Annotated in this window: 20 protein-coding genes; 10 read left to right on the forward strand and 10 right to left on the reverse strand. The window is 74.3% G+C overall.

Annotated features, from left to right (window positions below):
• The first annotated feature begins 79 nt into the window (after nucleotides 1-79).
• The gene (locus O7618_RS06745) at nucleotides 80-1,303 is read left to right on the forward strand and encodes a multidrug effflux MFS transporter (RefSeq protein WP_278105106.1); all 1,224 of its coding nucleotides are present in this window, start codon (nucleotides 80-82) and stop codon (nucleotides 1,301-1,303) included.
• Between the two features lie 137 nt (nucleotides 1,304-1,440).
• Here the strand turns inward: O7618_RS06745 and O7618_RS06750 are convergent, their stop codons facing one another.
• Nucleotides 1,441-3,507, reverse strand: coding sequence for a glycogen debranching N-terminal domain-containing protein (locus O7618_RS06750; protein ID WP_278105107.1), 2,067 nt, complete (start codon nucleotides 3,505-3,507; stop codon nucleotides 1,441-1,443).
• Nucleotides 3,504-3,860 carry an SCP2 sterol-binding domain-containing protein gene (locus O7618_RS06755; protein WP_278105108.1) on the reverse strand — a complete coding sequence of 119 codons (357 nt, stop codon included), beginning with the start codon at nucleotides 3,858-3,860 and terminating at the stop codon, nucleotides 3,504-3,506. The genes O7618_RS06750 and O7618_RS06755 overlap by 4 nt, the downstream gene beginning before the upstream one ends.
• A 105-nt stretch (nucleotides 3,861-3,965) precedes the next feature.
• On the opposite strand from O7618_RS06755, the gene O7618_RS06760 reads away from it, so the two are divergent.
• The 4 genes from O7618_RS06760 to O7618_RS06775 all read left to right on the forward strand — a co-directional run bounded on the left by O7618_RS06760 (nucleotide 3,966) and on the right by O7618_RS06775 (nucleotide 5,965).
• Nucleotides 3,966-4,136 carry a hypothetical protein gene (locus O7618_RS06760; protein WP_278105109.1) on the forward strand — a complete coding sequence of 57 codons (171 nt, stop codon included), beginning with the start codon at nucleotides 3,966-3,968 and terminating at the stop codon, nucleotides 4,134-4,136.
• Between the two features lie 82 nt (nucleotides 4,137-4,218).
• Entirely contained in the window at nucleotides 4,219-5,013 is a 795-nt protein-coding gene (locus O7618_RS06765) for an acetylxylan esterase (protein ID WP_278105110.1), read from the forward strand.
• Between the two features lie 10 nt (nucleotides 5,014-5,023).
• Nucleotides 5,024-5,599, forward strand: coding sequence for an acyltransferase domain-containing protein (locus tag O7618_RS06770; protein WP_278105111.1), 576 nt, complete (start codon nucleotides 5,024-5,026; stop codon nucleotides 5,597-5,599).
• Nucleotides 5,600-5,608: 9 nt separating this feature from the next.
• Entirely contained in the window at nucleotides 5,609-5,965 is a 357-nt protein-coding gene (locus O7618_RS06775; RefSeq protein ID WP_278105112.1) for a hypothetical protein, read from the forward strand.
• A gap of 199 nt (nucleotides 5,966-6,164) precedes the next feature.
• Here O7618_RS06775 and O7618_RS06780 read toward each other — a convergent pair whose 3' ends face one another.
• Both O7618_RS06780 and O7618_RS06785 read right to left on the reverse strand, forming a co-directional pair.
• The gene (locus tag O7618_RS06780; protein WP_278105113.1) at nucleotides 6,165-6,704 is read right to left on the reverse strand and encodes an adenylate kinase; all 540 of its coding nucleotides are present in this window, start codon (nucleotides 6,702-6,704) and stop codon (nucleotides 6,165-6,167) included.
• Nucleotides 6,704-7,045 carry a GlsB/YeaQ/YmgE family stress response membrane protein gene (locus O7618_RS06785; RefSeq protein ID WP_278105114.1) on the reverse strand — a complete coding sequence of 114 codons (342 nt, stop codon included), beginning with the start codon at nucleotides 7,043-7,045 and terminating at the stop codon, nucleotides 6,704-6,706. Before O7618_RS06785 ends, O7618_RS06780 begins: the two co-directional genes overlap by 1 nt.
• 220 nt (nucleotides 7,046-7,265) lie before the next feature.
• Here O7618_RS06785 and O7618_RS06790 point away from each other — a divergent pair, with 220 nt between their 5' ends.
• Nucleotides 7,266-8,084 carry an endonuclease/exonuclease/phosphatase family protein gene (locus O7618_RS06790; protein ID WP_278105115.1) on the forward strand — a complete coding sequence of 273 codons (819 nt, stop codon included), beginning with the start codon at nucleotides 7,266-7,268 and terminating at the stop codon, nucleotides 8,082-8,084.
• A 12-nt stretch (nucleotides 8,085-8,096) separates the two neighbouring features.
• Here the strand turns inward: O7618_RS06790 and O7618_RS06795 are convergent, their stop codons facing one another.
• Both O7618_RS06795 and O7618_RS06800 read right to left on the reverse strand, forming a co-directional pair.
• Entirely contained in the window at nucleotides 8,097-8,456 is a 360-nt protein-coding gene (locus O7618_RS06795; RefSeq protein WP_278105116.1) for an MmcQ/YjbR family DNA-binding protein, read from the reverse strand.
• Nucleotides 8,457-8,486: 30 nt separating this feature from the next.
• Nucleotides 8,487-9,470 carry an ABC transporter permease gene (locus O7618_RS06800; protein ID WP_278105117.1) on the reverse strand — a complete coding sequence of 328 codons (984 nt, stop codon included), beginning with the start codon at nucleotides 9,468-9,470 and terminating at the stop codon, nucleotides 8,487-8,489.
• 157 nt (nucleotides 9,471-9,627) lie between these two features.
• Between O7618_RS06800 and O7618_RS06805 the strand changes: the two genes are divergently transcribed.
• Genes O7618_RS06805 through O7618_RS06815 form a run of 3 tightly spaced genes read left to right on the forward strand, consistent with a single transcriptional unit; the run spans nucleotide 9,628 to nucleotide 12,452 of the window.
• Nucleotides 9,628-10,896 carry a cytochrome P450 gene (locus tag O7618_RS06805; protein ID WP_278105118.1) on the forward strand — a complete coding sequence of 423 codons (1,269 nt, stop codon included), beginning with the start codon at nucleotides 9,628-9,630 and terminating at the stop codon, nucleotides 10,894-10,896.
• Nucleotides 10,897-10,935: 39 nt separating this feature from the next.
• Complete coding sequence (locus tag O7618_RS06810) at nucleotides 10,936-11,196, forward strand: acyl carrier protein (protein WP_091055209.1); 261 nt, start codon at nucleotides 10,936-10,938, stop codon at nucleotides 11,194-11,196.
• A gap of 14 nt (nucleotides 11,197-11,210) precedes the next feature.
• Complete coding sequence (locus O7618_RS06815) at nucleotides 11,211-12,452, forward strand: beta-ketoacyl-[acyl-carrier-protein] synthase family protein (RefSeq protein ID WP_278105119.1); 1,242 nt, start codon at nucleotides 11,211-11,213, stop codon at nucleotides 12,450-12,452.
• A gap of 10 nt (nucleotides 12,453-12,462) precedes the next feature.
• Here the strand turns inward: O7618_RS06815 and O7618_RS06820 are convergent, their stop codons facing one another.
• Together O7618_RS06820 and O7618_RS06825 are read right to left on the reverse strand one after the other, a co-directional pair.
• Complete coding sequence (locus O7618_RS06820) at nucleotides 12,463-13,785, reverse strand: glycosyltransferase (RefSeq protein WP_278105121.1); 1,323 nt, start codon at nucleotides 13,783-13,785, stop codon at nucleotides 12,463-12,465.
• 2 nt (nucleotides 13,786-13,787) lie between these two features.
• Nucleotides 13,788-14,744, reverse strand: a complete 957-nt coding sequence (locus O7618_RS06825; RefSeq protein ID WP_278105122.1) for a 4'-phosphopantetheinyl transferase superfamily protein — start codon at nucleotides 14,742-14,744, stop codon at nucleotides 13,788-13,790.
• A gap of 65 nt (nucleotides 14,745-14,809) precedes the next feature.
• Here O7618_RS06825 and O7618_RS06830 point away from each other — a divergent pair, with 65 nt between their 5' ends.
• Nucleotides 14,810-16,219, forward strand: coding sequence for a condensation domain-containing protein (locus O7618_RS06830; RefSeq protein ID WP_278105123.1), 1,410 nt, complete (start codon nucleotides 14,810-14,812; stop codon nucleotides 16,217-16,219).
• Between the two features lie 15 nt (nucleotides 16,220-16,234).
• Here the strand turns inward: O7618_RS06830 and O7618_RS06835 are convergent, their stop codons facing one another.
• Both O7618_RS06835 and O7618_RS06840 read right to left on the reverse strand, forming a co-directional pair.
• The gene (locus O7618_RS06835) at nucleotides 16,235-17,437 is read right to left on the reverse strand and encodes a cytochrome P450 (RefSeq protein ID WP_278105124.1); all 1,203 of its coding nucleotides are present in this window, start codon (nucleotides 17,435-17,437) and stop codon (nucleotides 16,235-16,237) included.
• Nucleotides 17,438-17,458: 21 nt separating this feature from the next.
• A complete protein-coding gene (locus O7618_RS06840; RefSeq protein WP_278105125.1) occupies nucleotides 17,459-18,658 on the reverse strand; it encodes a nucleotide disphospho-sugar-binding domain-containing protein in 1,200 nt (399 codons plus the stop codon).
• Nucleotides 18,659-18,688 lie beyond the last annotated feature (30 nt).

Consider the following 18,688-nt stretch of genomic DNA (forward strand, 5'->3'; position numbering starts at 1 on the left):
GGGAATCAACGCCGCGGGCGGGGGCCTGAACCCCGGTGTGACTGTTACGCCGGAATCCACCCCGACACCGGGTGACCTGATGAGCCGTGGGCAGCGGGCGCGGCTCGTCCTGGTCCTCGGTTCGCTGATCGCGGTCGGCCCCCTGACCATCGACATGTACCTGCCCGCGCTGCCCGCGATCGTCGCGGACTTCGCGACGACCTCGGCGGCGGTCCAGTTGACCCTCACCGGCACGCTCGCCGGGCTCGCGCTCGGCCAGTTGCTGATCGGGCCGCTCTCGGACGCCGTGGGGCGGCGACGTCCGCTGATCGCCGGGCTCCTGCTGCACGTCCTGGCGTCGTCGCTCTGCGTCGTCGCGCCGAACGTCGCCGTGCTCGGCGCGCTGCGGGTCGTGCAGGGCCTCGGCGTCGCCGCCACCGCGGTGGTCGCGATGGCCGTGGTGCGCGACCTGTTCAGCGGCGCGGCGTTCGCCACCCTGCTCTCCCGGCTGCTGCTGGTGATGGGTGCCGCGCCGGTCCTCGCCCCGACCCTGGGCGGCGGCGTCCTGCGCTGGACGGACTGGCGCGGGGTGTTCGTCGCCCTGGCCGCGTTCGGCGTGCTGCTCGTCGTGGTCGCCTCGACCGGCCTGCCCGAGACGCTCGCGCCCGAGCGCCGCCGGCGCGGCGGCGTGGTCGCGACGATCTCGCTCTACGGATCGCTGCTGCGCGACCGGGTGTTCGTGGGGCTGGTCCTGGTCGCCGGCCTGGCCATGGCGGCGCTGTTCGCCTACGTGGCCGGTTCGTCGTTCGTGCTCCAGCAGACCTACGGGCTCGACGAGCAGCAGTTCGGGCTGGCGTTCGGCGCCGGCGCGGTGGGCCTGATCGGGGCGACGCAGTACAACGTGCGGCTGCTGCGCCGCTACCCCCCGCAGCGGATCCTCGTCCTCTCGCTGGCCGTGGGCACGCTGGCCGGGCTGGCTCTGGTGGCGTTCGCCGCGACCAACGTCGGTGGCCTGCCCGCCCTGCTGGTGTCGCTGTGGACGGTGCTGGCGGCGGCGGGCCTGGCGATGCCGAACGCCCCGGCGTTGGCGCTGTCGCGGCACGGCGAGGCCGCCGGCACCGCGTCCGCGTTGCTCGGCGCCGTGCAGTTCGGCGTGGGTGCGGTGGCCGCCCCGCTGGTCGGCGTGCTGGGCACCGGAGCGGTCGCGATGGCGCTGGTGGTGGCCGGTGGGATGGTGGCGGCGCTGGTCGCGCTGCTGGTCGTGGTGCGGCCGTCGCGCCTCGCGGGTCTGGAGCCGGCGCCGGCGGTCGTGGCCGTGCACTGACCGGCCGGCGGAGCCCATCTCCGCGCTCGGGCGGGCGGGGCGGCCCGCCCGAGCCGGGAACGTCAGGCGGAGTCGTCAAGGCGGGCTCGACGGCGTCGGTCCAGGGCCGGCGGCGGCGCGGCGGGGACCGGCCGGAGTCAGTACGTCGAGGCCGGCGGATTGTTCGGTCGGCGCCGGGCGAACGCGTCCAGGTGTCCCCACCGGCCGGGCACGTCCAGCAGGGCGATGTGGTCGAACGTCGCCGGCAGCGCCGGGATCGCGGCGAGATGGTCCTCGTGCGGGTCGAGGCCGAGCAGCGTGCGCAGGAACAGCAGCGGCGCGCCGCTGGACCACGCCTGCGGGCTGCCGGCGGTGGGATACCGGACCGGGTAGCGGGTGGTCCGCCGGTCGAACCCGCCGAACGCCTCGGGCAGGCGCCCCTCGAAGTAGGCGGCGGCGGAGATGATGCCCTCGGCGATCCGGCCGGCCTCCTCGGTCAGGCCGTAGCGCCGCAGGCCCCAGGCGATGAAGGAGTTGTCGAAGGGCCACACGGTCCCGGTGTGGTAGCCCAACGGGTTGTAGCGACTCTGCCCCTCGGCCAGCGTGCGGACGCCCCAGCCGGAGAAGAGCGCCGGGCTCATCAGGTGGTCCGCCACCCGGGCGGCCCGCTCCGGCGGCACGATCCCGCTCCACAACAGGTGCCCGACGTTGGAGGTCAGGCTGTCCACCGGGGTGCCGTCGGAGTCGAGGGCCACCGCGTACCAGCCGCGGTCCTCCAGCCAGAAGTCGCGGTTGAAGCGGTCGTACAACTGCGCCGCCTCCCGTTCGAGGCGGTCCGCGAGGTCCGCGTCGTGCCAGACCGTGCGCGCCAGCCGGGCCGCGCGGATCTTCGCGTCGTACGCGTACCCCTGGGTCTCGCACGTCGAGCGGGGAAAACCCGGCAGCCGGCCGTCGGCGTAGGAGATGCTGTCCCAGGAGTCCTTCCAGCACTGGTTGTCCAGGCCGGTGTCGACGTTGCGCCGCTGGTACGAGACGTAGCCCGCGCCGGTGAGATCGGCGTGCCGGTCCATCCAGGCCAGCGCCGCACGCGCCTCCTGTTCGAGCTCCCGGACCAGCGCGGTGTCGCCGCTCCACCGCTCGTACTCGTCGAGCAGCACCACGAACAGCGGCGTGGCGTCGACCGTGCCGTAGTAGGGCGAGTGGGGTTGCTCCTCGAACGCCGCGGACTCGCCGTAGCGCAGCTCGTGCAGGATCCGCCCGGGGTCCTCCTCCAGCACGTCGTCGGTGCGCGCGCCCTGCAACGAGGCGAGGATGCACAACGTCGGCGGGGTCAGCGCCGGCGTGAAGGGGAGGGTCTGGAGACAGGTGAGCAGACTGTCGCGGCCGAACAGCGTCATGAACCACGGCAGGCCGGCCGCGGGCACGGTGGCGCCGCCGAGCGAGAGCGGCGCGAAGCGGAGCGCCGCCAGGTCGACCAGGCTGCGCTGGTACACCTGGCGCAGGACAGCGCTGTCGGTGTCCAGGGTCGGCGCCGCGGCCACCCACTCCCGTACGCTCTCGGGCAGGACGGACTCGTCCGCCCGCAGCGCGCGGGGCCCGGCCCTCAGGTCGACCCCGTCGGGCCGCCACGCGTGCATCACCGCCCGCAGCTCGACCGACCACTCCGCGCCCGGCGCCAGGTGGACCACGAAACGGATGTCGTCGGGGCCGAAGGTCGCCGGTCGGTCGGCGGTGAGGGCGACCTCGCGGTGGAAGGTGCCCCGCCGATAGCCCAGCTTCAGGCCGTCCGGGGCGACGTCGGTGTACGTCTCGCCGGTCTTGACGCCGACGTCGAACTTGATCTCGAAGATGTCGGCGAAGTCCGCCGCCACCTCCAGCCGGACGTCCACGGCACGTGGTTGCTCGCCGTAGTTGAAGACGGTGATCGACTCGGTCAGGTCGGTGTCGATGCGCCGGCGCCGGATGGCCGAGACGTCGGCCTGCACGTAGTCCATCTGACCGCCGGGGACCAGGAAGAACGCGGCTTCGAAATAGTGGCTGTCGTCCACCGACAGGGCGGTCATCCGCTCGCCGTCGACGGTGAGCACCCATCGCGACAGGTATCGGGTGTCGGCGGCGAACAGGCCGACCGGGGCGGCCGGCGAGGACTCGATGTCGCCGCAGCTGTCCGACACGACGAACGTGCTGCCGTCGATGCAGGACACCGTGCCGGGCGCGTCCTTCATCCGGCGTCCCCGTCGGGCCCGACCGCCTGTGGCCGGGTCGGGAACAGCCGCCCGATCCGCAGCGCCAGGCCGAGGTCCCCGTCGACCAGGATCTCGCCCCGGGTGATCGCGGCCAATCCGTTCATCCCGCCCGTGGCCATCGCCTCGGCGGTCCGCTCGGAGGTGGTGATGACCGCCGAGGCGGGCCCGCCGTCGCGGGTGACGCGCAGGTGGCCCCGGTCGATGTCGAGGCGCCACTGCCGCAGGCCGCCGTCGGCGCGGATGTCGATCCGGACACTGCCGCTGACCGTGCCGAGCCGGGCGTCGTAGCCCACCGCCGACAACTGGTCGAAGAAGGCGTCGGCCGACGTCATCTGCCCTCCCCCCGTGGTCGCCGGAGCGCTCGGCGCGTACCCCCTGCGCCGGCGCGCTAACCTGCTCGCCGGGCGGAGCCGGCGCGTCCGCCGGATAATGGGTCGATGACGAACCCCGACCTCGATCCCGAGGTGTACCCGCCGCTCGACCCGCGCGAGGACGTGCCGGACGACCCGGGCGAACTCCTCCCGGACACGCCGGACGAGCTGCCGGAGGCGCCGGTCGAGCCGATGCCCGACGACGGCGAGCCGGGCGGCGTGCCCGAACCCGCCTGACCGGCCGGTCAGCCCTATCTATCGACAGGGGTGAATAAATCTGCGGTAATGGTCACGCGTGCCGAGCAGCAGGGGAGACCGGATGAGGATCGTCGACGCCCGGGTGATCGTGACCTGCCCCGGCCGCAACTTCGTGACCCTGAAGATCGTCACGGACGAGGGGGTCACCGGAGTCGGCGACGCCACCCTCAACGGCCGGGAACTGGCCGTCGCGTCCTACCTGCGCGACCATCTCGTGCCGCTGCTGATCGGCCGCGACCCGGCCCGCATCGAGGACACCTGGCAATACCTCTACCAGGGCTCCTACTGGCGGCGCGGGCCGGTCACCATGAGCGCGATCGCCGCCGTGGACACCGCGCTGTGGGACATCAAGGGCAAGGTCGCCGGCCTGCCGGTCTACCAACTGCTCGGCGGCCGGTCCCGCGAGGGTGTCACCGTCTACGGCCACGCCGCGCTGCTGGTCACCGCCCCGTTCCTGTGCGACGTCCAGCGCGGCATCGAACTCACCGACGCGTCCCCGTACGGCGACATCGCCCGCTACCTGGCCGTGCACCGGGAGGCGGAGGAGGCGGTCCGGCGCACCCTGTCCTACGTCGACGGGGTCACCTTCGCCCGCCGGGCCACCGCTCCGGCGCACTTCGGGCTCGGCCTGCGCGACGACGTCTGCCCGCCGAGCACCGGCTTCGCGGCCTACAACCAGTACGGCGGCGGGTCGGCCGCGCCCGCGCGGGAGATGCACACCTACCCGTTCAACGGCCACGACGGCGGCGAGGCCGTGCACGTGCGGCGGCAGCTGCGCTGGCTCGACACGGTGCTGCGGCCCACCGGCCGGCCGCGCGTCGGGAGCGGGCTGCGGGACCGGGCGGGCCGTCGGTAGGGTCGTCCGCGTGGACCTGGCCGACACCGCCGCCCGGCTCGGGGTGCCCGTCGAGGAGGTCGACCGCGTGCACCGGCTCGCCGGCGACCGGCCGTCGGCGCCGCTGCCGGCCCGGGCCGACGCGCCCGCGACCCTCGACCGGCTCGCGGTGCCCCCGCACGACGCCGCCGAGATCCTGGCGGGTTGGCCCGAGCCCGGCTCCCCGTGGTGGACCCCGGAGCTGCGCTGGCTGCTCGACCGTTCGATCGCGCTGGTCCGCGCCGACCTCGGCGGCCACGGCTGGCTGCCGCCCGGCCCGGCGCTGCCCCGCGAGCGCGGCCCCGCCTGGCGGCACCTCTACGCCTACGCCTACCTGGCCCTGGTCGACGTCGCGCGGGGCTACCACCGCGACCACGGCATCGCCGACGACGTGTCCTGGACGACCCTCGCCGACCTGGGCCGCAACCTCGCCGTCGACAGGCGGATGGGCGGCGAGGGCTGGCCGGTCATGCAGAGCTGGCTGACGCTGCACGCCCGCGGCGGCGTCTACGAGCTGGGCCGGTTGCAGCACCAGCGCGGCGAGACCATCGGCCTGCACATCCCCTAGTCGGGGCCGATGACCCCGGCGGCGGTCGACGCCTCGCTCGACGCGGCCCGATCGTTCTTCCCGCGTCACTTCCCCGACGAGCGCCACACGGAGTTCTCCTGCGGCTCCTGGTTGCTCGATCCGCAGCTGCGGGAATACCTCCCGGCGGGCTCCAACATCGTCCGGTTCCAGCGCCGTTTCACGCTCGAGCCCTACCAGGAGCCGGAGGGCATCGACGCCGACGTCGAGGTGCGGCGGTTCGTGTTCCGCACCCTGAGCACGCCGCTGGACCGGCTGCCCCGACGCACCGTGCTCCAGCGCGCCGTCGTCGACCACCTGGCGGCCGGGCGCCACTGGCGCTGGCGCGTCGGCCGCTTCCCGATCTAGCGGGGCGGACCAGCGGCGGGGCCCGCACCCCGGGCCACCCGACGCCCGGCTGCTGCCGCCCGACCGCGACCACCGGCAGCACTGAGGCGTCAGCGGCCCGTGGTGGTGGGCTCGCAGTGGATGCCAAAACCGTTTGGCAGAGCTCTAGGAGCGCACGGGGTGAGGATCAAGTGCCAGATGCGTGACCGGATCGCGACAGTCAGCGGGGCGGCGACGACGGCAGCTCGGCGAACCACCGGTCCAGCTCGGCGGGCGTGCGGAACAGCAGCACCGGCGGCCCGGACGCGTCGGACCGCCAGGCACGCATCCGCCGACGTGCCCGGCCGAACGCGGCGACGTGCCACACCAGGATGGAGTCGCGGGACAGCACGCTGCGCAGCGACTCCCGGTTGCCGTTGCAGACCACCTCGCCGCTGACCAGCCGGCCGAGGGTGCGCCGCAGCAGGCGCCGGAACGAGAGCCCGCGCGGATAGTCCAGGCCGACGACCAGCTCGGCGCGGGCCAGCACGACGTCCCGCCAGCCGTGGTAGGCGCCGTCGAGGATCCAACGGTCCCGCCGGCAGACCGCCTCGATCCGGTTGCGCTGCTCGGCCACCGGCACCTCCACCCAGCCAGGCTGCCACAGCAGGTCGTCGACCGGGATCCACGGCAGCCCGAGCCGGTCGGCCAGCCGTGCCGCCGTCGTGGACTTGCCGGCGCCGTACACCCCGTAGACGAGGATGCGGGCCGGTGCGGCCATCAGCTCCGTGCCTTGCCCCGGGTGGTCCGCCGGCGGTGCTCGTCGTCGCCGCCGGCCAGCCGGGTGAAGGTGAGCATGTTCGCCAGCGCGACGCCGACCACCGCGAATCCGACCTGGAGCGCGAGTACGATCCAGTCCCACCGCAGCACCCACAGCCGCACCGGCGCGTCGTCGGCGATGCCGAGCCGGCGGGCGACCACGGTGCCGAGCACCGCCGCGCCGACGCCGATGAGGAACGTCGCGAAGACACCGATCCGCTGCCGACCGGGCAGCACCAGCCGGCCGAGCGGACCGATGAGGGTGCCGATGAGCACCGCGCCCAGATAACCACTCACGAGCATTGCCGAAACTCCCTCCCCGGGTGCCGGCAATCATGCCCCGTGCGTGCACCTCCGGAAACCCACTGCCGAGGCCGCGGCGCGGTCTTCCGGTCACCGGGCGCGAGCGCGTCCGGCCGGCGCTAGGATCACGGGCACCCCGCCGCCCCACCTCGCCGGAGCCCCGCTGTCCGCGCAGTCGACCACCCGCCCCGCCCGGTGCGCCCGCCGGGCGCTGGCCGTCGTGTTCCTGCTCGTCGTGGCCGGGCTGCCCGCCGGCTCGTCCACGGCCGGTGGCGCCGGGCCGGCGACGTTGCGGGTGCTCCAGATGAATCTCTGCAACAGCGGACGCGCCGGCTGCTGGACCGGCCGCGCGGTGCCGCGGGCCGCGGAGGTGATCGCCGCCGAGCTGCCCGACGTGGTCACGCTCAACGAGGTCTGTCGCGACGACGTGGACACGCTGGAGCGCGCCCTCGCCGCCGCCCACCCCGGCGGACCGGTCGTCTCGGCCTTCCAGGCCGCCGGTGACCGCCCCAGCGGCGCGGCGACCCGGTGCAACAACGGCCAGCCGTACGGCATCGGGCTGCTGGCCCGCCTCGACACCCGCGGCGACCGCGCCGAGGTGCGCCGCGGGACCTATCCGGCGCAGGATCTCGCGGACCCCGAGGAGCGGGTCTGGCTCTGCCTGCACGCCGCCGCCGTGTTGCACGCCTGCACCACCCACCTGGCGAACACCGACGGCGCCGTGGCCCTGGCCCAGTGCGGGCAGTTGGTCGGCGGGGTGGTGCCCGCGATCCGCCGGGCCGACGGCTATGCGCCGACCGTGCTCGGCGGCGACCTCAACCTGCGCGCCGGCGGAGCGCCCGACGTGCGCTCCTGCGTACCACCGGACTACCGGCGGATCGACGACGGCGCCCGGCAGCAGATCATGGCGACGAGCGACGTCACGATCTGCTGTCACCGGGCGGTGGACATGCGCGGCTCGACCGACCATCCGGCGCTGCTGGCCACGCTGACCGTGGGCGGTGACCCACCGGCCGGCTCGTCGACGGTCGCACGCTGAGCGCGGCCGGCCCTACGGAAGCCGCGCCACGAGCGTGGGCGGCGCGATCGTGCGGTACGCGTCCTGGAGCACCTCGGACAGCTCGGCCTCGTCGAGGCCGGCGTCGAGGCGCACACCGACCCAGCCGCGCCCCCCGACGTAGGGCGGGCGGAAGTAGGCGCGTGGGTTCGCCGCGGCCAGCTCGACCGCCGATCCGACCGGCGCGGCGCACCACAGGTGCGGGAACTCGTTCTGGTGGTGGCCGTCGGGCCAGACGGTGGCGAACGACTTCCTGCCCCGGACGAACCAGGTGGGAGTGCCGTGGCTGAGCCGCTCGTCGACCTCGGGCAGCGCCAGGCACACCCGCCGGATGGTCTCCACCATGTCGGTCATCGATCCACCGTACGGCACGGTGGGGCCACGTCAGCGCAGCTTGGGGTCGAGGGCCTCGCGGACCGCCTCGCCGAGCATCACGAAGCTCAGCACGGCGGTGACGAGGAACGCGGCGGGGAAGAACAGCAGGAAGGGCGAGACCCGGATGTAGTTCTGGGCTTCGCTGATCATGATGCCCCAGGAGACCACCGGGCTCTTCAGGCCGATGCCCAGGAACGAGAGCGTGGCCTCGGCGCCGATGAACGAGCCGACCATGATGGTGCCGTAGACCAGCAGCGGCGCCAGGCAGTTGGGCAGCAGGTGCTTGAGGATGATCCGGCCGGTGCCGGCGCCCAGCGCGCGGGCGGCGACGATGTAGTCGGCCTCCTTGGTGGCGAGGACCGAGGAGCGCATCAGCCGCATCACCACCGGCCACATGAGCACCACCATGGAGAGGATGACCAGCCCCATGATCGTCCACTCGCCGTTGTCGGTGCCGGAGCCGTTGAACGTGGTCAGGATGACGATCGCGCCGAGCACGAAGGGCAGGCCGAAGAAGATGTCCGCGACGCGGGACAGCAGCGCGTCGACCCAGCCGCCGCGGTAGCCGGCGACGATGCCCATCGCGCCACCGAGGAACAGGGTGAGCAGGGTGGACACGACGGCCACCACGATCGAGGCGCGGGCGCCGTAGATGACCCGCGAGTAGACGTCGCGGCCCTGCACGTCGTAGCCGAACCAGGCCGACGACGACGGCTCGACGCGGCTGCGCTCCAGCGCGCCGTTGACCGCGTCGCCGGAGGTGAACAGCGACGGGAACGCGGCCATCACCAGGAAGAGCACGATGAACGCCGCGGAGATCCAGAACAGCGGCTTGCGCCGCAGGTCGATCCAGGCGTCGCCGAGCAGGCCACGGGGCTTCTGCTGCTTGGCGTTCTCCGGCAGGCCGGCGTTGGTGGGCGCGCCGGACCCGGCCTCGGTGGGCATGGTCGCGGGCGGCGTCGTGACGATCGACGCGACGGACGGGTCACTCATGCCGGCACCTCGCAGCGGTCGAGGACGTGCACCCACGGTAGCGGCCGGGCGGCCGCCCGGTGACCCGGTGGGAACGAAGCACGCAAAGCGGCCGTGGACACATCGGCGGTGGCGAGTTTATGGTCACCGCACGCCGGCGCACCGGGAGGAGCGGCCCATGGGTTTCTCCATCTCCCTCGACGACCTGCTCGGCGCGCGGGTGCGGCGCGACCCGTACCCGTTCTACGCCCGCCTGCACGCGCTCGGTGAGGCGGTCGCGCTCCGGCCCGACGAGCCGCACGCCCTGGTCGTGCACGGCTGGTCGGCGGTCAACCGGGTGCTGCGCGACCCGGTCTTCCGGGTCCTCGGCGCGGAGCACCTGGACCGGGCCGGGGTGCGCTGGCGGGCGCATCCGGCGATCCGGATCCTCCAGACGTCCATGCTCAATGCCGCGCCCGGCGACCACCTGCGGGTCCGGCAACTGTTCAGCCAGGCGTTGACGCCGCGCCGGGTCACCGCGCTGGAGCCGGCGATCGTACGGATCGCCGACACCCTGCTGGACCGGCTCGCCGCGGCGGGCGCGGACGGCCGTCCGGTCGACTTCATGGACGCGTTCGCGCTCACCCTGCCCAGTGACGTGGTCGGCGAGCTGCTGGGCGTGCCGGAGGGCGACCGGCACCGGTTCCCGGCCCGGGTCCGGGCGTTCGACGCGGTGCTGGAGATCGGTCGTCGCTCGATGCGGGAGGTGCGGGCCGCGAACGTCGCCGCGACGGAGCTGACCGCGTACTTCACGGGGTTGCTGGCCGAGCGGCGGGCGCGCCCGCGCGAGGACCTCGTGTCGGCGCTGGCGGGGATCCGGGACCGCGACCCCGACCAGCTCTCCGCCGACGAGCTGCTGGCCAACCTGATCATCATGTACAACGCCGGGTTCCGCACCACCGCGAACCTGCTCGGCAATGGCCTGGTCCTGCTGCTGGCGCGGCCCGACGCGTCGGCCGCGCTGCTCGCGGACCCGTCACTCGCCGCGTCCTACGTCGAGGAGATCCTTCGGTACGAGCCGCCGGTGCACTTCGCGATCCGGTACGCCGCCGAGGACACCGAGGTCGCCGGCCTGCCGGTGCCCGCCGGCCGGACGGTGGTGGTGCTGACCGGCGCCGCCAACCGCGATCCGCGCCGCTTTCCCGACCCGGACGTCTTCGATCCGTCCCGGGTGGACAACCGGCACCTGGCGTTCAGCGCCGGACCGCACCACTGCTTCGGGGCGGCGCTGGCCCGGGCGGAGGGCCGGCTGGTCCTGCCCCGCGTGCTGGAGCGCTTCCCGGCGGCGGCGCTCGCCGCCGAGCCGGGCGAGCGGCGCGCGCTCATGCTGCGCGGCTACGACAACCTGCCGGTCCGGCTGGGCGCGGCGCACCGGCCGATCCGTGCCTTGCCAAACCATTCCGATTGAGTAAGGTCAATATTACGCTGGGGAAAGGACACACCGGCCATGACCGATGAGATCCGCGCGTTCCTGCTCGCCGCCCTGACCGAGATGAAGTACGACGTCGAGGACGTCGACGACGACACCGTCTTCGGCCCGGCCGGTCTCGACGTGGACTCCCTCGGCCTGGCCGAGCTGGCGGTCCGGGTGGAGGACCGGTTCGGGGTGGCGTTCGACGACGACGAGGCGGAGATGCTCGCCATGATGACCCTCGGCGAGTTCTCCCACACGGTGGCGCAGCGCATCCAACCGGCGTCCGCGCGCTGACCGGCGCGCCGGCCGTGCGGGAAAGCGTGACGGTCACCGGCATCGGGCTGGTCGGCCCGGTCGGCGCGACCGCCGCCGAGGTGTTCGACGCGGTGTGCGACGGCCGCTCCGGGCTCTCCCGGCCACCGGCCGGCCACCCGGTCGACGGCGTGGTCGACGTCGCGGCGTTCGCCCCGGCGATCGACCCGGCCACCGTGCTGCCCGGCCCGGAGTCCCGCGTGGTGGACCGCTCGATCGTGATGGCGCTGCGCGCCGCCGCGGACGCGCTGGCCGACGCCGGACTGCGGATCGGCCAGGACGTCGACCCCTACCGGGTGGCCGTCGTCGTCTCCGGCGTCGGTGGTCTGTCCACCCTGGCCGACCAGGTCCTGCAACGCGCCCGGCGGGGCCGCTTCGGAGTCAGCCCGTACATGCTGCCCGGCACGCTGCCCAACATGGGCGCGGCGCGCATCGCCATCACCCACGGCATCCGCGGCTACACCTCGTCGATCGGCACCGCGTGCGCCGCCGGCGCCCAGTCCGTCGGCGAGGGGCTGCGCATCCTGCGCGCCGGCGAGGCCGACGTCGTGGTCGCCGGCTGCGCCGAGGCGCCGCTCTTCCCGGCGTTCGTCGACGCGTTCGGCAACGCCCGGGCGCTGGCCCGCAACTGGGCCGACCCGACCGCCGCGAGCCGACCGTTCGACCGCCGCCGCAACGGACTCGTCCTCGGCGAGGGCGCCGGCGTCCTGGTGCTGGAACGCGCCGCGCACGCCGACGCGCGCGGCGCCCGCCGGCACGCCGACGTGCTCGGCTGGGGGGCGACCAACGACGCCTACCACCCGACCACCCCGCGGCCCGACGGCGCCGGCGCGGCCCACTGCATGCGGATGGCGGTCCGCGACGCCGGCCTGGGGCTCGACGACATCGGCTACGTCAACGCGCACGGCACCAGCACCCGGGCCGGCGACGCGGCCGAGCTGGCCGCGCTGCGCGACGTCTTCGGCGCGTACCCGCCGCCGCTCAGCTCGACCAAGGGCGTCACCGGGCACATGCTCGGCGTCTCGGGCGTGATCGAGGCGGCCATCGGCGTCGAGGCGCTGCGGCGCGGCCTGCTGCCGCCCACCCACAACCTCGACGACCCGGATCCGGGCGGCGACATCGACCACATCCGCAAGCAGGCCCGCGCGGTGGCGGTGGACGCGGTGCTGTCCAACTCGTTCGGCTTCGGCGGCCACAACGTGAGCCTCGTGCTGGGGCACCCGGCGTCGGCCGGCTGACCCGCCCGGCTCAGCGCACCGTGACGACCGTGGCGGCGTCGTGCGCCGCGACCGTGACGGCGAAGTGCGAGCCCAGCATGTCGACCAGATAGTCCAGGTCGGCGACCAGCGGCACCGGCAGCAGCGTCCGCTGGTCGAGGTCGGTGCGGCTGGCGACCAGCTCGATCCGGTCGGCCTTGAGCAGCCCCCGGGTCAGGAACGCCGGCAGGTCGTCGGGGAGCAGACAGCGCCAGAGGTCGACGTTGACGATCAGATCCAGCGTGCCGGTGCGGAACTGTTGCAGCACGGTGCCGAGCAGGTGCGCGTTCGTCTCGCCCGGCGGGGCCGCGTGGTCGAAGGTGTGCGAGCCGGCGCCCAGGTCCAGCGCGGCCACCCCGTTGCCGACGACCAGGGCCCGGCTGGTGGCCAGCTCCTCGCGCAGCGCCGGGGGCAGCGCGGCCGGACGCCCCAGCCCACCCCGCCGGTACGCGTCGATCGCCTCGCCGTAGAGGCGGATGCGGCCCAGGTGCCGACCGAACGTGTTGATCGCGTACAGCACCTCGACGTCGTAGCGCAGGTGCTTGCGCAGCAGGTACTTCATGTTGTCCATGGAGGCGAGCCCGTTGGTGGTCCGCCGGAAGTGGGGGAGATGGTAGGAGCACGCGTCGACGTCGAGCCGGAACAGCTCGGGCGGCGCCCCGTGCAGGTGGAAGACCCGGTAGAAGAAGTCGAGGTCCTCGAAGCCCCACTTGATCATGGCCTCGTCGAAGCCGCCCACCCGGCGGAACGACTCGTGGTCGACCGAGGCGTTGTGGGTCAGACCGAGCACCCAGGGCGCGTGCGGGAAGTCCCGCATCCGCTGCGGGTGGGCGGTGTCCTCCAGGCGTGGGTCACCGCGTTCGGCGTCGAGCATCGCCGGCCCGAGCGGCTCGCCGCGGCGCAGCGCGTCGGCGCCGGCCCAGTCCAGGTCGTAGCGCTGCCCGAGCAGCACGCCGGGGCGGCCGGCGCGGCCGGCGTGGAAGTCACGGTGCCGCTCCAGCAGCCCGGGATGCGCCACCGTGTCGGCGTCCAGGAACATCAGGGTGTCGGCCCGCGCCCGGGCCGCCGCCGCGTTGCGGTTGGCGCTGCGCCCGCGGTTGCGTTCGCTGCGGACGAAGCTGACGGCCAGCCGGTCGCCGTACTTCTCCGCGACCGGACCCAGTGAGACGGTAGAGCCGTCGTCGCCGACGATCACCTCGAAGTCGTCGCACGGCAGCGTCTGCCGGGTGAGCGAGTGCAGCGTCGCGTCGAGCGCCGCGCCGTTGTCGTGCGCCGGCACCACCACGCTCAGGCTGGGCCGGCCGCCGGTCGGCATGCTCAGCGGGGGGTGGAGTTGGCGGTGATGTGGTCGGCCAGGTCGCCGAGGGTGGCCATCCGATCCTCGTCGAGGTCCTCCACGTCGATCTGGATCTCCAGCTCGTCCTCCAGCTCCAGCAGCAGTTCCAGCGCGAGCGAGGAGCTGAGCCCCAGCTCGTCCATCAGCTGGGTGCCCTCGGTGATCGGAGCGTCCGGCCTGAGCATCCGCTCCAGCAACGCCGTCAGGCTCTTGACGACTTGGTCACGCCCACGCTCCAACATGGAGCCATCAGAGCAAAGGACATCGGCGAGTGTCAACGGTTGGAACTCGACCGGGTACGGGGCGTCACCGGGCCGGGCGACCGCCACCCGGTAGCCGGCCGGTGTCGGCACGTCGACCAGACGATGCGTGCCGGGCGGGTCGACGCACACCACCACGTCGCCCGTGTGCACCGGCACGGCCAGGTTCGGCCAGAGCCGGCCGCCGGCCGACTTGACCGCCGCCTCCTTGCGGACCCACAGCCGGGTGCACCGGTCCGCCTGCTCCCGGAGGTCGGCCCCCTCGACGACGTGCCGCGCCTCCTCGGGGTGGAAGAAGCGCTCCGCGAGGGCCACCGGGTCACCGCCCGGCGGGTGGTGCTGGACGTCCACCCCGACCGGGCGACCCCGACCGAGCGCCACCGCGACGAGGTCCCCCGAGTAGGAGAGGCTGGTGTGCAGTCCGGCGTGCGATCCGGTCAGCTCCGGCCGGCCGCACCGGCCCGGTCGCCAGGTGAGCGTCCGCGGCGGCGCGCCCGCCGCCCGGCCGGCGAGGACGCGCAGCGCGCCGTGCGCGACGGTGAACCGGTCGCGCAGCGAGGCGGTGCCGAGCGCCGCGGCCCGGGCGCGTTCGCCGGCGTCGAGCACCGCGTGGAAGCGGGACAGCGCCGCCGGTGACGCACCGACCGGAAGCACCCAGACCCGTACGGCGTCCCGCATGGACGGCAGCGTAACGGTCCGGGAGGACGTTGACACGCGCCGATGCGCGTTGCTCTGATAGGCCGGTGTTGGCGCAGACGGCCCAGGCGCAGGTTCCCGTTCCGTTCGCCGGGCCGGGCGCCGGCACCGCGCCGCTGACCTGGGGGCAGAAGGCGATCCTGCGGGACATGCGGGAGACCGGGTGGACGCACAACGTCAGCGGCGCGCACCCGATGCCGGCCGGTGTCACCGTCGAGCAGGTGGCCGCGGAACTGGCCGACCTGATGGGCCGCCATCCGGCCCTGCGGATGCGGCTCGGCCGCGACGGGCGCGGCGCCCCCTGCCAGGTCGTCTCGGCCGACGGTGAGACGGCCCTCGACGTGGTGGACGTCCCCGACGACGCCGACCCGGCCGACGTGGCGGCGTTCGCCTACCAGCTCGGCCACGCCCGCCTGCTGACCCACTACGACCTCTACCGGGACTGGGCGGTGCGGATGGCGGTGGTCCGGCACCGGGGCGCGCTGGTGCACCGGGTGCTGACGTTCGACCACCTCGTGGTGGACGGCACCGCCACGTCGCTGGTCCTGGCCGACCTCGGGCTGGCCGCGCCGGCGGTGCGCCCGACCCGCGACCCGCGTACCGTGCAGATCCTCGACCTCGGTCGGCGGGAGGCGACGCCACCGCTGCGCCGGGTCAGCGACCGGGCCGTCCGTCACTGGCAGTCGCACCTGCGGGCGGTCCCGCCGCTGACGTTCGGCGAGCCCACCGCCGGAGGCGGCCGGCAGGGGCACCGGTACTGGCACGGCCGGTTCAGCTCGCCCGCGACGTACCTGGCGGTGCGGGCCGTCGCCCGGCGGACCCGCACCGACACCTCGCGGGTGCTGCTCGCGGTCATCGCGGTCGCGATCGGCCGGGCCACCGGGGTCAGCCCGCTCACCGCGAAGCTCATCGTCGGCAACCGGTTCCGTCCCGGCCTCGCCGAGGCGATCGCCCCGCTCAGCCAGAACGGCGTGTTGACCCTCGACACCGCCGACACCACGGTGGACGAGGTGGTGTCCCGCGCCCGCCGGGCCTCGGTGGCCGCCGGCATGTACGCCTACTACGACCCGGCGCAGCTCCAGGAGTGCGAGGCCCGGTGGGACGCCGAACGCGGCTACCCGGCGCGGGTCACCTGCCGGATCAACGACCGTCGGGTGACCACCCGGGCGGCGGCGGAGCAGGGCCTCCGGGACGAGGAGGTGACACCGGCGGCGATCCGGGGGAGGGCAGCGGAGACGTTCCTGGTCTGGGACGGACCCCTGGGCCACCTTCCCGAGCAGGCGTTCATCACCGTCGAGGACCACCCGGACACGGTGTTCCTCCAGGTCATCTTCGACTTCGCGTGCTTCACCGAGGAGCAGGCCGAGCGCCTGCTGCGGGGCGTGGAGGAGGTCGCCGTGGAGGCGGCCCTCGACGCCGCCGCGCCGACCCGCGTCACACCCGGGTCGACCGGCTGACCGGCCGGGCTCCCCTCACCGGTCGTCCCAGGTCACCGGCAGCGACTCCAGGCTGCGGACGACCAGGCCCGGCCGGAACCGCAGCGCCGACTCGTCGACCGCGAGCCGCAGGCCGGGCAGCCGACGCAGCAGGGCGCCCAGCGCCTCCTGCAACTCCATCCGGGCCAGCGCCGCGCCGAGGCAGTGGTGCGGGCCGGCGCCGAACGCCAGGTGCGGGTTGTGGGTGCGGTCCAGGTCGAGCGCGTCCGCGTCGGGGAACACCGTGGCGTCCCGGTTCGCCGAGGCGATGGCCGGCATCACCGCCGAGCCGGCCGGCAGGCGTACGCCGCCCAGTTCCACCTCCTCGGTGGTGACCCGGGGCAGCAGCACCCCGTTGTCGCCGAGCTGGATGAAGCGGGACAGCTCCTCGACCGCCCGGGCGACCGCGACCGGGTCGTCGGCGCGCAGCCCGGCCAGTTGCTCCGGGTGACGGGCCAGCACCAGCAGGAACAGGTTGAGCTGGTTGGTGGTGGTCTCGTGCCCGCCCACGAAGATGCCGGCGGTGACCGAGACCAGCTCCCGTTCGGTGAGGTCGTCGTGTTCGTCCCAGGCGGTGATGAGCGCGCTCATCAGGTCGTCGCCGGGGCGGCGCCGCCGCTCGTCGATCATCTGCCGGAACGCGTCGAGGGCGGCCTGCGGGGCGGCCGGGTCGGCGTCCCAGTCGCCGACCAGCGCGTCGGACCACTCCCGGACCCGCTCCCGGTCGTGCTCGCCGATGCCGAACAGCTCGCTGATCACGACGAGCGGCAGCGGCGCGGAGAGGTGGGTGATCAGGTCGACGGGGCGGCCGGCGGCCTCCATCCGGTCGATCATCCCGGCCACCAGCGCCGCCACGGTGGGCCGCAGCTCCTCCACCCGGCGCACGGTGAACGCGTGCGACACCGCCCGGCGCATCAGCGTGTGTCGGGGCGGGTCCATGCCGATCAGCGAGTCCTCCGCGAGCGAGCCGAGCTCCCGGGTGGGCCGGTCGGGACCGGCCGCCGCCGCCCGGCTGAACCGCTGGTCGGTGAAGACCCGCCGCACATCGGCGTGTCGGGTGGCGAGGTAGGCCGACGCGCCGTCGGGCAGCTCGACGCGGGCCACCGGGCAGGTCTCGCGCAGCCGGGTGTAGTCCGGCGACGGGTGGTAGATGGTGGGAGCCGGTGCGAGCGGGTACGGGACGGGTTTCGGCTGCGTCATCTGCGACTCCTCGGTGGACGGTCAGGTCGGGGTGCGCCCGGCGAGGGCGACCAGTGCCGGCACCACCTCGGCGGGGCTGGGCAGCGCGTGGATCCGGTCCCGCATCAGCGCGGCGGCGGTCCGTGCCGGTCCGTCACCGATCAGCTCGCCCACGGTGTCCCGCAGCTCGCCGCCGCCGGCCCGCTCCGGCGTCATCCAGGTGCCGGCGCCGGTCGCGGCCAGCCGTTCGCCGTTGAAGTGCTGGTCGCTCACCTGCGGCAGGATCAGCTGCGGCACGCCCTGGGCGAGCGCGGTCATGGTGGTGCCGGCGCCGCCCTGCTGCACGATCGCGGCGCAGGTCGGCAGCACCAGGCGCAGCGCCAGCGGCGCGTCGGCGAGCCGGACGTTCGCCGGCACCGCGCCCAACCCGCGCCGCTGGGCGGGTTCGACCACCACCACGACCTCCACGTCCAGTTCGGCCACCGACCGCACGACCCGGGCCAGGTCGAGGCGGCCGGCCAGCCCGGCGCCGGCCATCATGGTGCCGGCCGTGACGCAGACCCGCGGACGGTCCGCCGGGCGGCGCAGCCACGGCGGCAGCACGGCAGCCCCGTTGTACGGCACGAAGCGCACCGGCCGACCCGGGCGCGCGGTCGGCGCCTGCAGCGGCGGCGGCGCCGGGTCGAGCGTCAGGTCGCCGTGCAACGCCACGTCGGCGGCGCGGAGCCCGAACCGGGCGGCGAGCGGCCCGAGCACCGACTCGGCGTCCAGACGCAGCGTCACCGAGGAGTCCGGGCCCCACAGGTGCAGCACGCCGGGCACGCCCAAGGCGGCGGCGGCGACCGGCGCGGCCAGGTTGAACGGCTCCCAGACCAGCAGGTCGGGCGACCAGGCCCGACCGAACGCGACCAGTTCGTCGAGGAGGGCGTCGGCGAACCGGACCACGCCGCCGTCGGCGGTGATCGCCGGCTCGACGACTCCGGCCGGCTCGACGACTCCGGCCGGGGCGGCGCCGGGCCGGTCCAGGGCGCCCACCGTGCCGATCCGCCCGGCGAACGCCTCGGCGAAGTCGACGTCCGCGCCCAGCGGCACGGCGGCGAGCCCGGCCGAGCTGATCGCGGCGACCATCGACGGATGACTGGCCACCCGCACGTCGTGCCCGGCGGCCTGGAGCGCCCAGCCGAGCGGAACCAGGCCGTAGAAATGCGACCGCCAACCCCACGTCGACATCAGAATGCGCAAGGCCGCAGTCAAATCCCACCAATCCGCGCG

The sequence above is a fragment of the Micromonospora sp. WMMD980 genome (genome assembly GCF_029626035.1).
Taxonomy (GTDB): domain Bacteria; phylum Actinomycetota; class Actinomycetes; order Mycobacteriales; family Micromonosporaceae; genus Micromonospora.

Coding starts and splice junctions, on each gene's coding strand:
- O7618_RS06745 (WP_278105106.1), top strand. CDS start 80: ATGAGCCGTGGGCAGCGGGCGCGGCTCGTCCTGGTCCTCGGTTCGCTG.
- O7618_RS06750 (WP_278105107.1), bottom strand. CDS start 3,507: ATGAAGGACGCGCCCGGCACGGTGTCCTGCATCGACGGCAGCACGTTC.
- O7618_RS06755 (WP_278105108.1), bottom strand. CDS start 3,860: ATGACGTCGGCCGACGCCTTCTTCGACCAGTTGTCGGCGGTGGGCTAC.
- O7618_RS06760 (WP_278105109.1), top strand. CDS start 3,966: ATGACGAACCCCGACCTCGATCCCGAGGTGTACCCGCCGCTCGACCCG.
- O7618_RS06765 (WP_278105110.1), top strand. CDS start 4,219: ATGAGGATCGTCGACGCCCGGGTGATCGTGACCTGCCCCGGCCGCAAC.
- O7618_RS06775 (WP_278105112.1), top strand. CDS start 5,609: ATGACCCCGGCGGCGGTCGACGCCTCGCTCGACGCGGCCCGATCGTTC.
- O7618_RS06780 (WP_278105113.1), bottom strand. CDS start 6,704: ATGGCCGCACCGGCCCGCATCCTCGTCTACGGGGTGTACGGCGCCGGC.
- O7618_RS06785 (WP_278105114.1), bottom strand. CDS start 7,045: ATGCTCGTGAGTGGTTATCTGGGCGCGGTGCTCATCGGCACCCTCATC.
- O7618_RS06795 (WP_278105116.1), bottom strand. CDS start 8,456: ATGACCGACATGGTGGAGACCATCCGGCGGGTGTGCCTGGCGCTGCCC.
- O7618_RS06800 (WP_278105117.1), bottom strand. CDS start 9,470: ATGAGTGACCCGTCCGTCGCGTCGATCGTCACGACGCCGCCCGCGACC.
- O7618_RS06805 (WP_278105118.1), top strand. CDS start 9,628: ATGGGTTTCTCCATCTCCCTCGACGACCTGCTCGGCGCGCGGGTGCGG.
- O7618_RS06810 (WP_091055209.1), top strand. CDS start 10,936: ATGACCGATGAGATCCGCGCGTTCCTGCTCGCCGCCCTGACCGAGATG.
- O7618_RS06820 (WP_278105121.1), bottom strand. CDS start 13,785: ATGCCGACCGGCGGCCGGCCCAGCCTGAGCGTGGTGGTGCCGGCGCAC.
- O7618_RS06825 (WP_278105122.1), bottom strand. CDS start 14,744: ATGCGGGACGCCGTACGGGTCTGGGTGCTTCCGGTCGGTGCGTCACCG.
- O7618_RS06835 (WP_278105124.1), bottom strand. CDS start 17,437: ATGACGCAGCCGAAACCCGTCCCGTACCCGCTCGCACCGGCTCCCACC.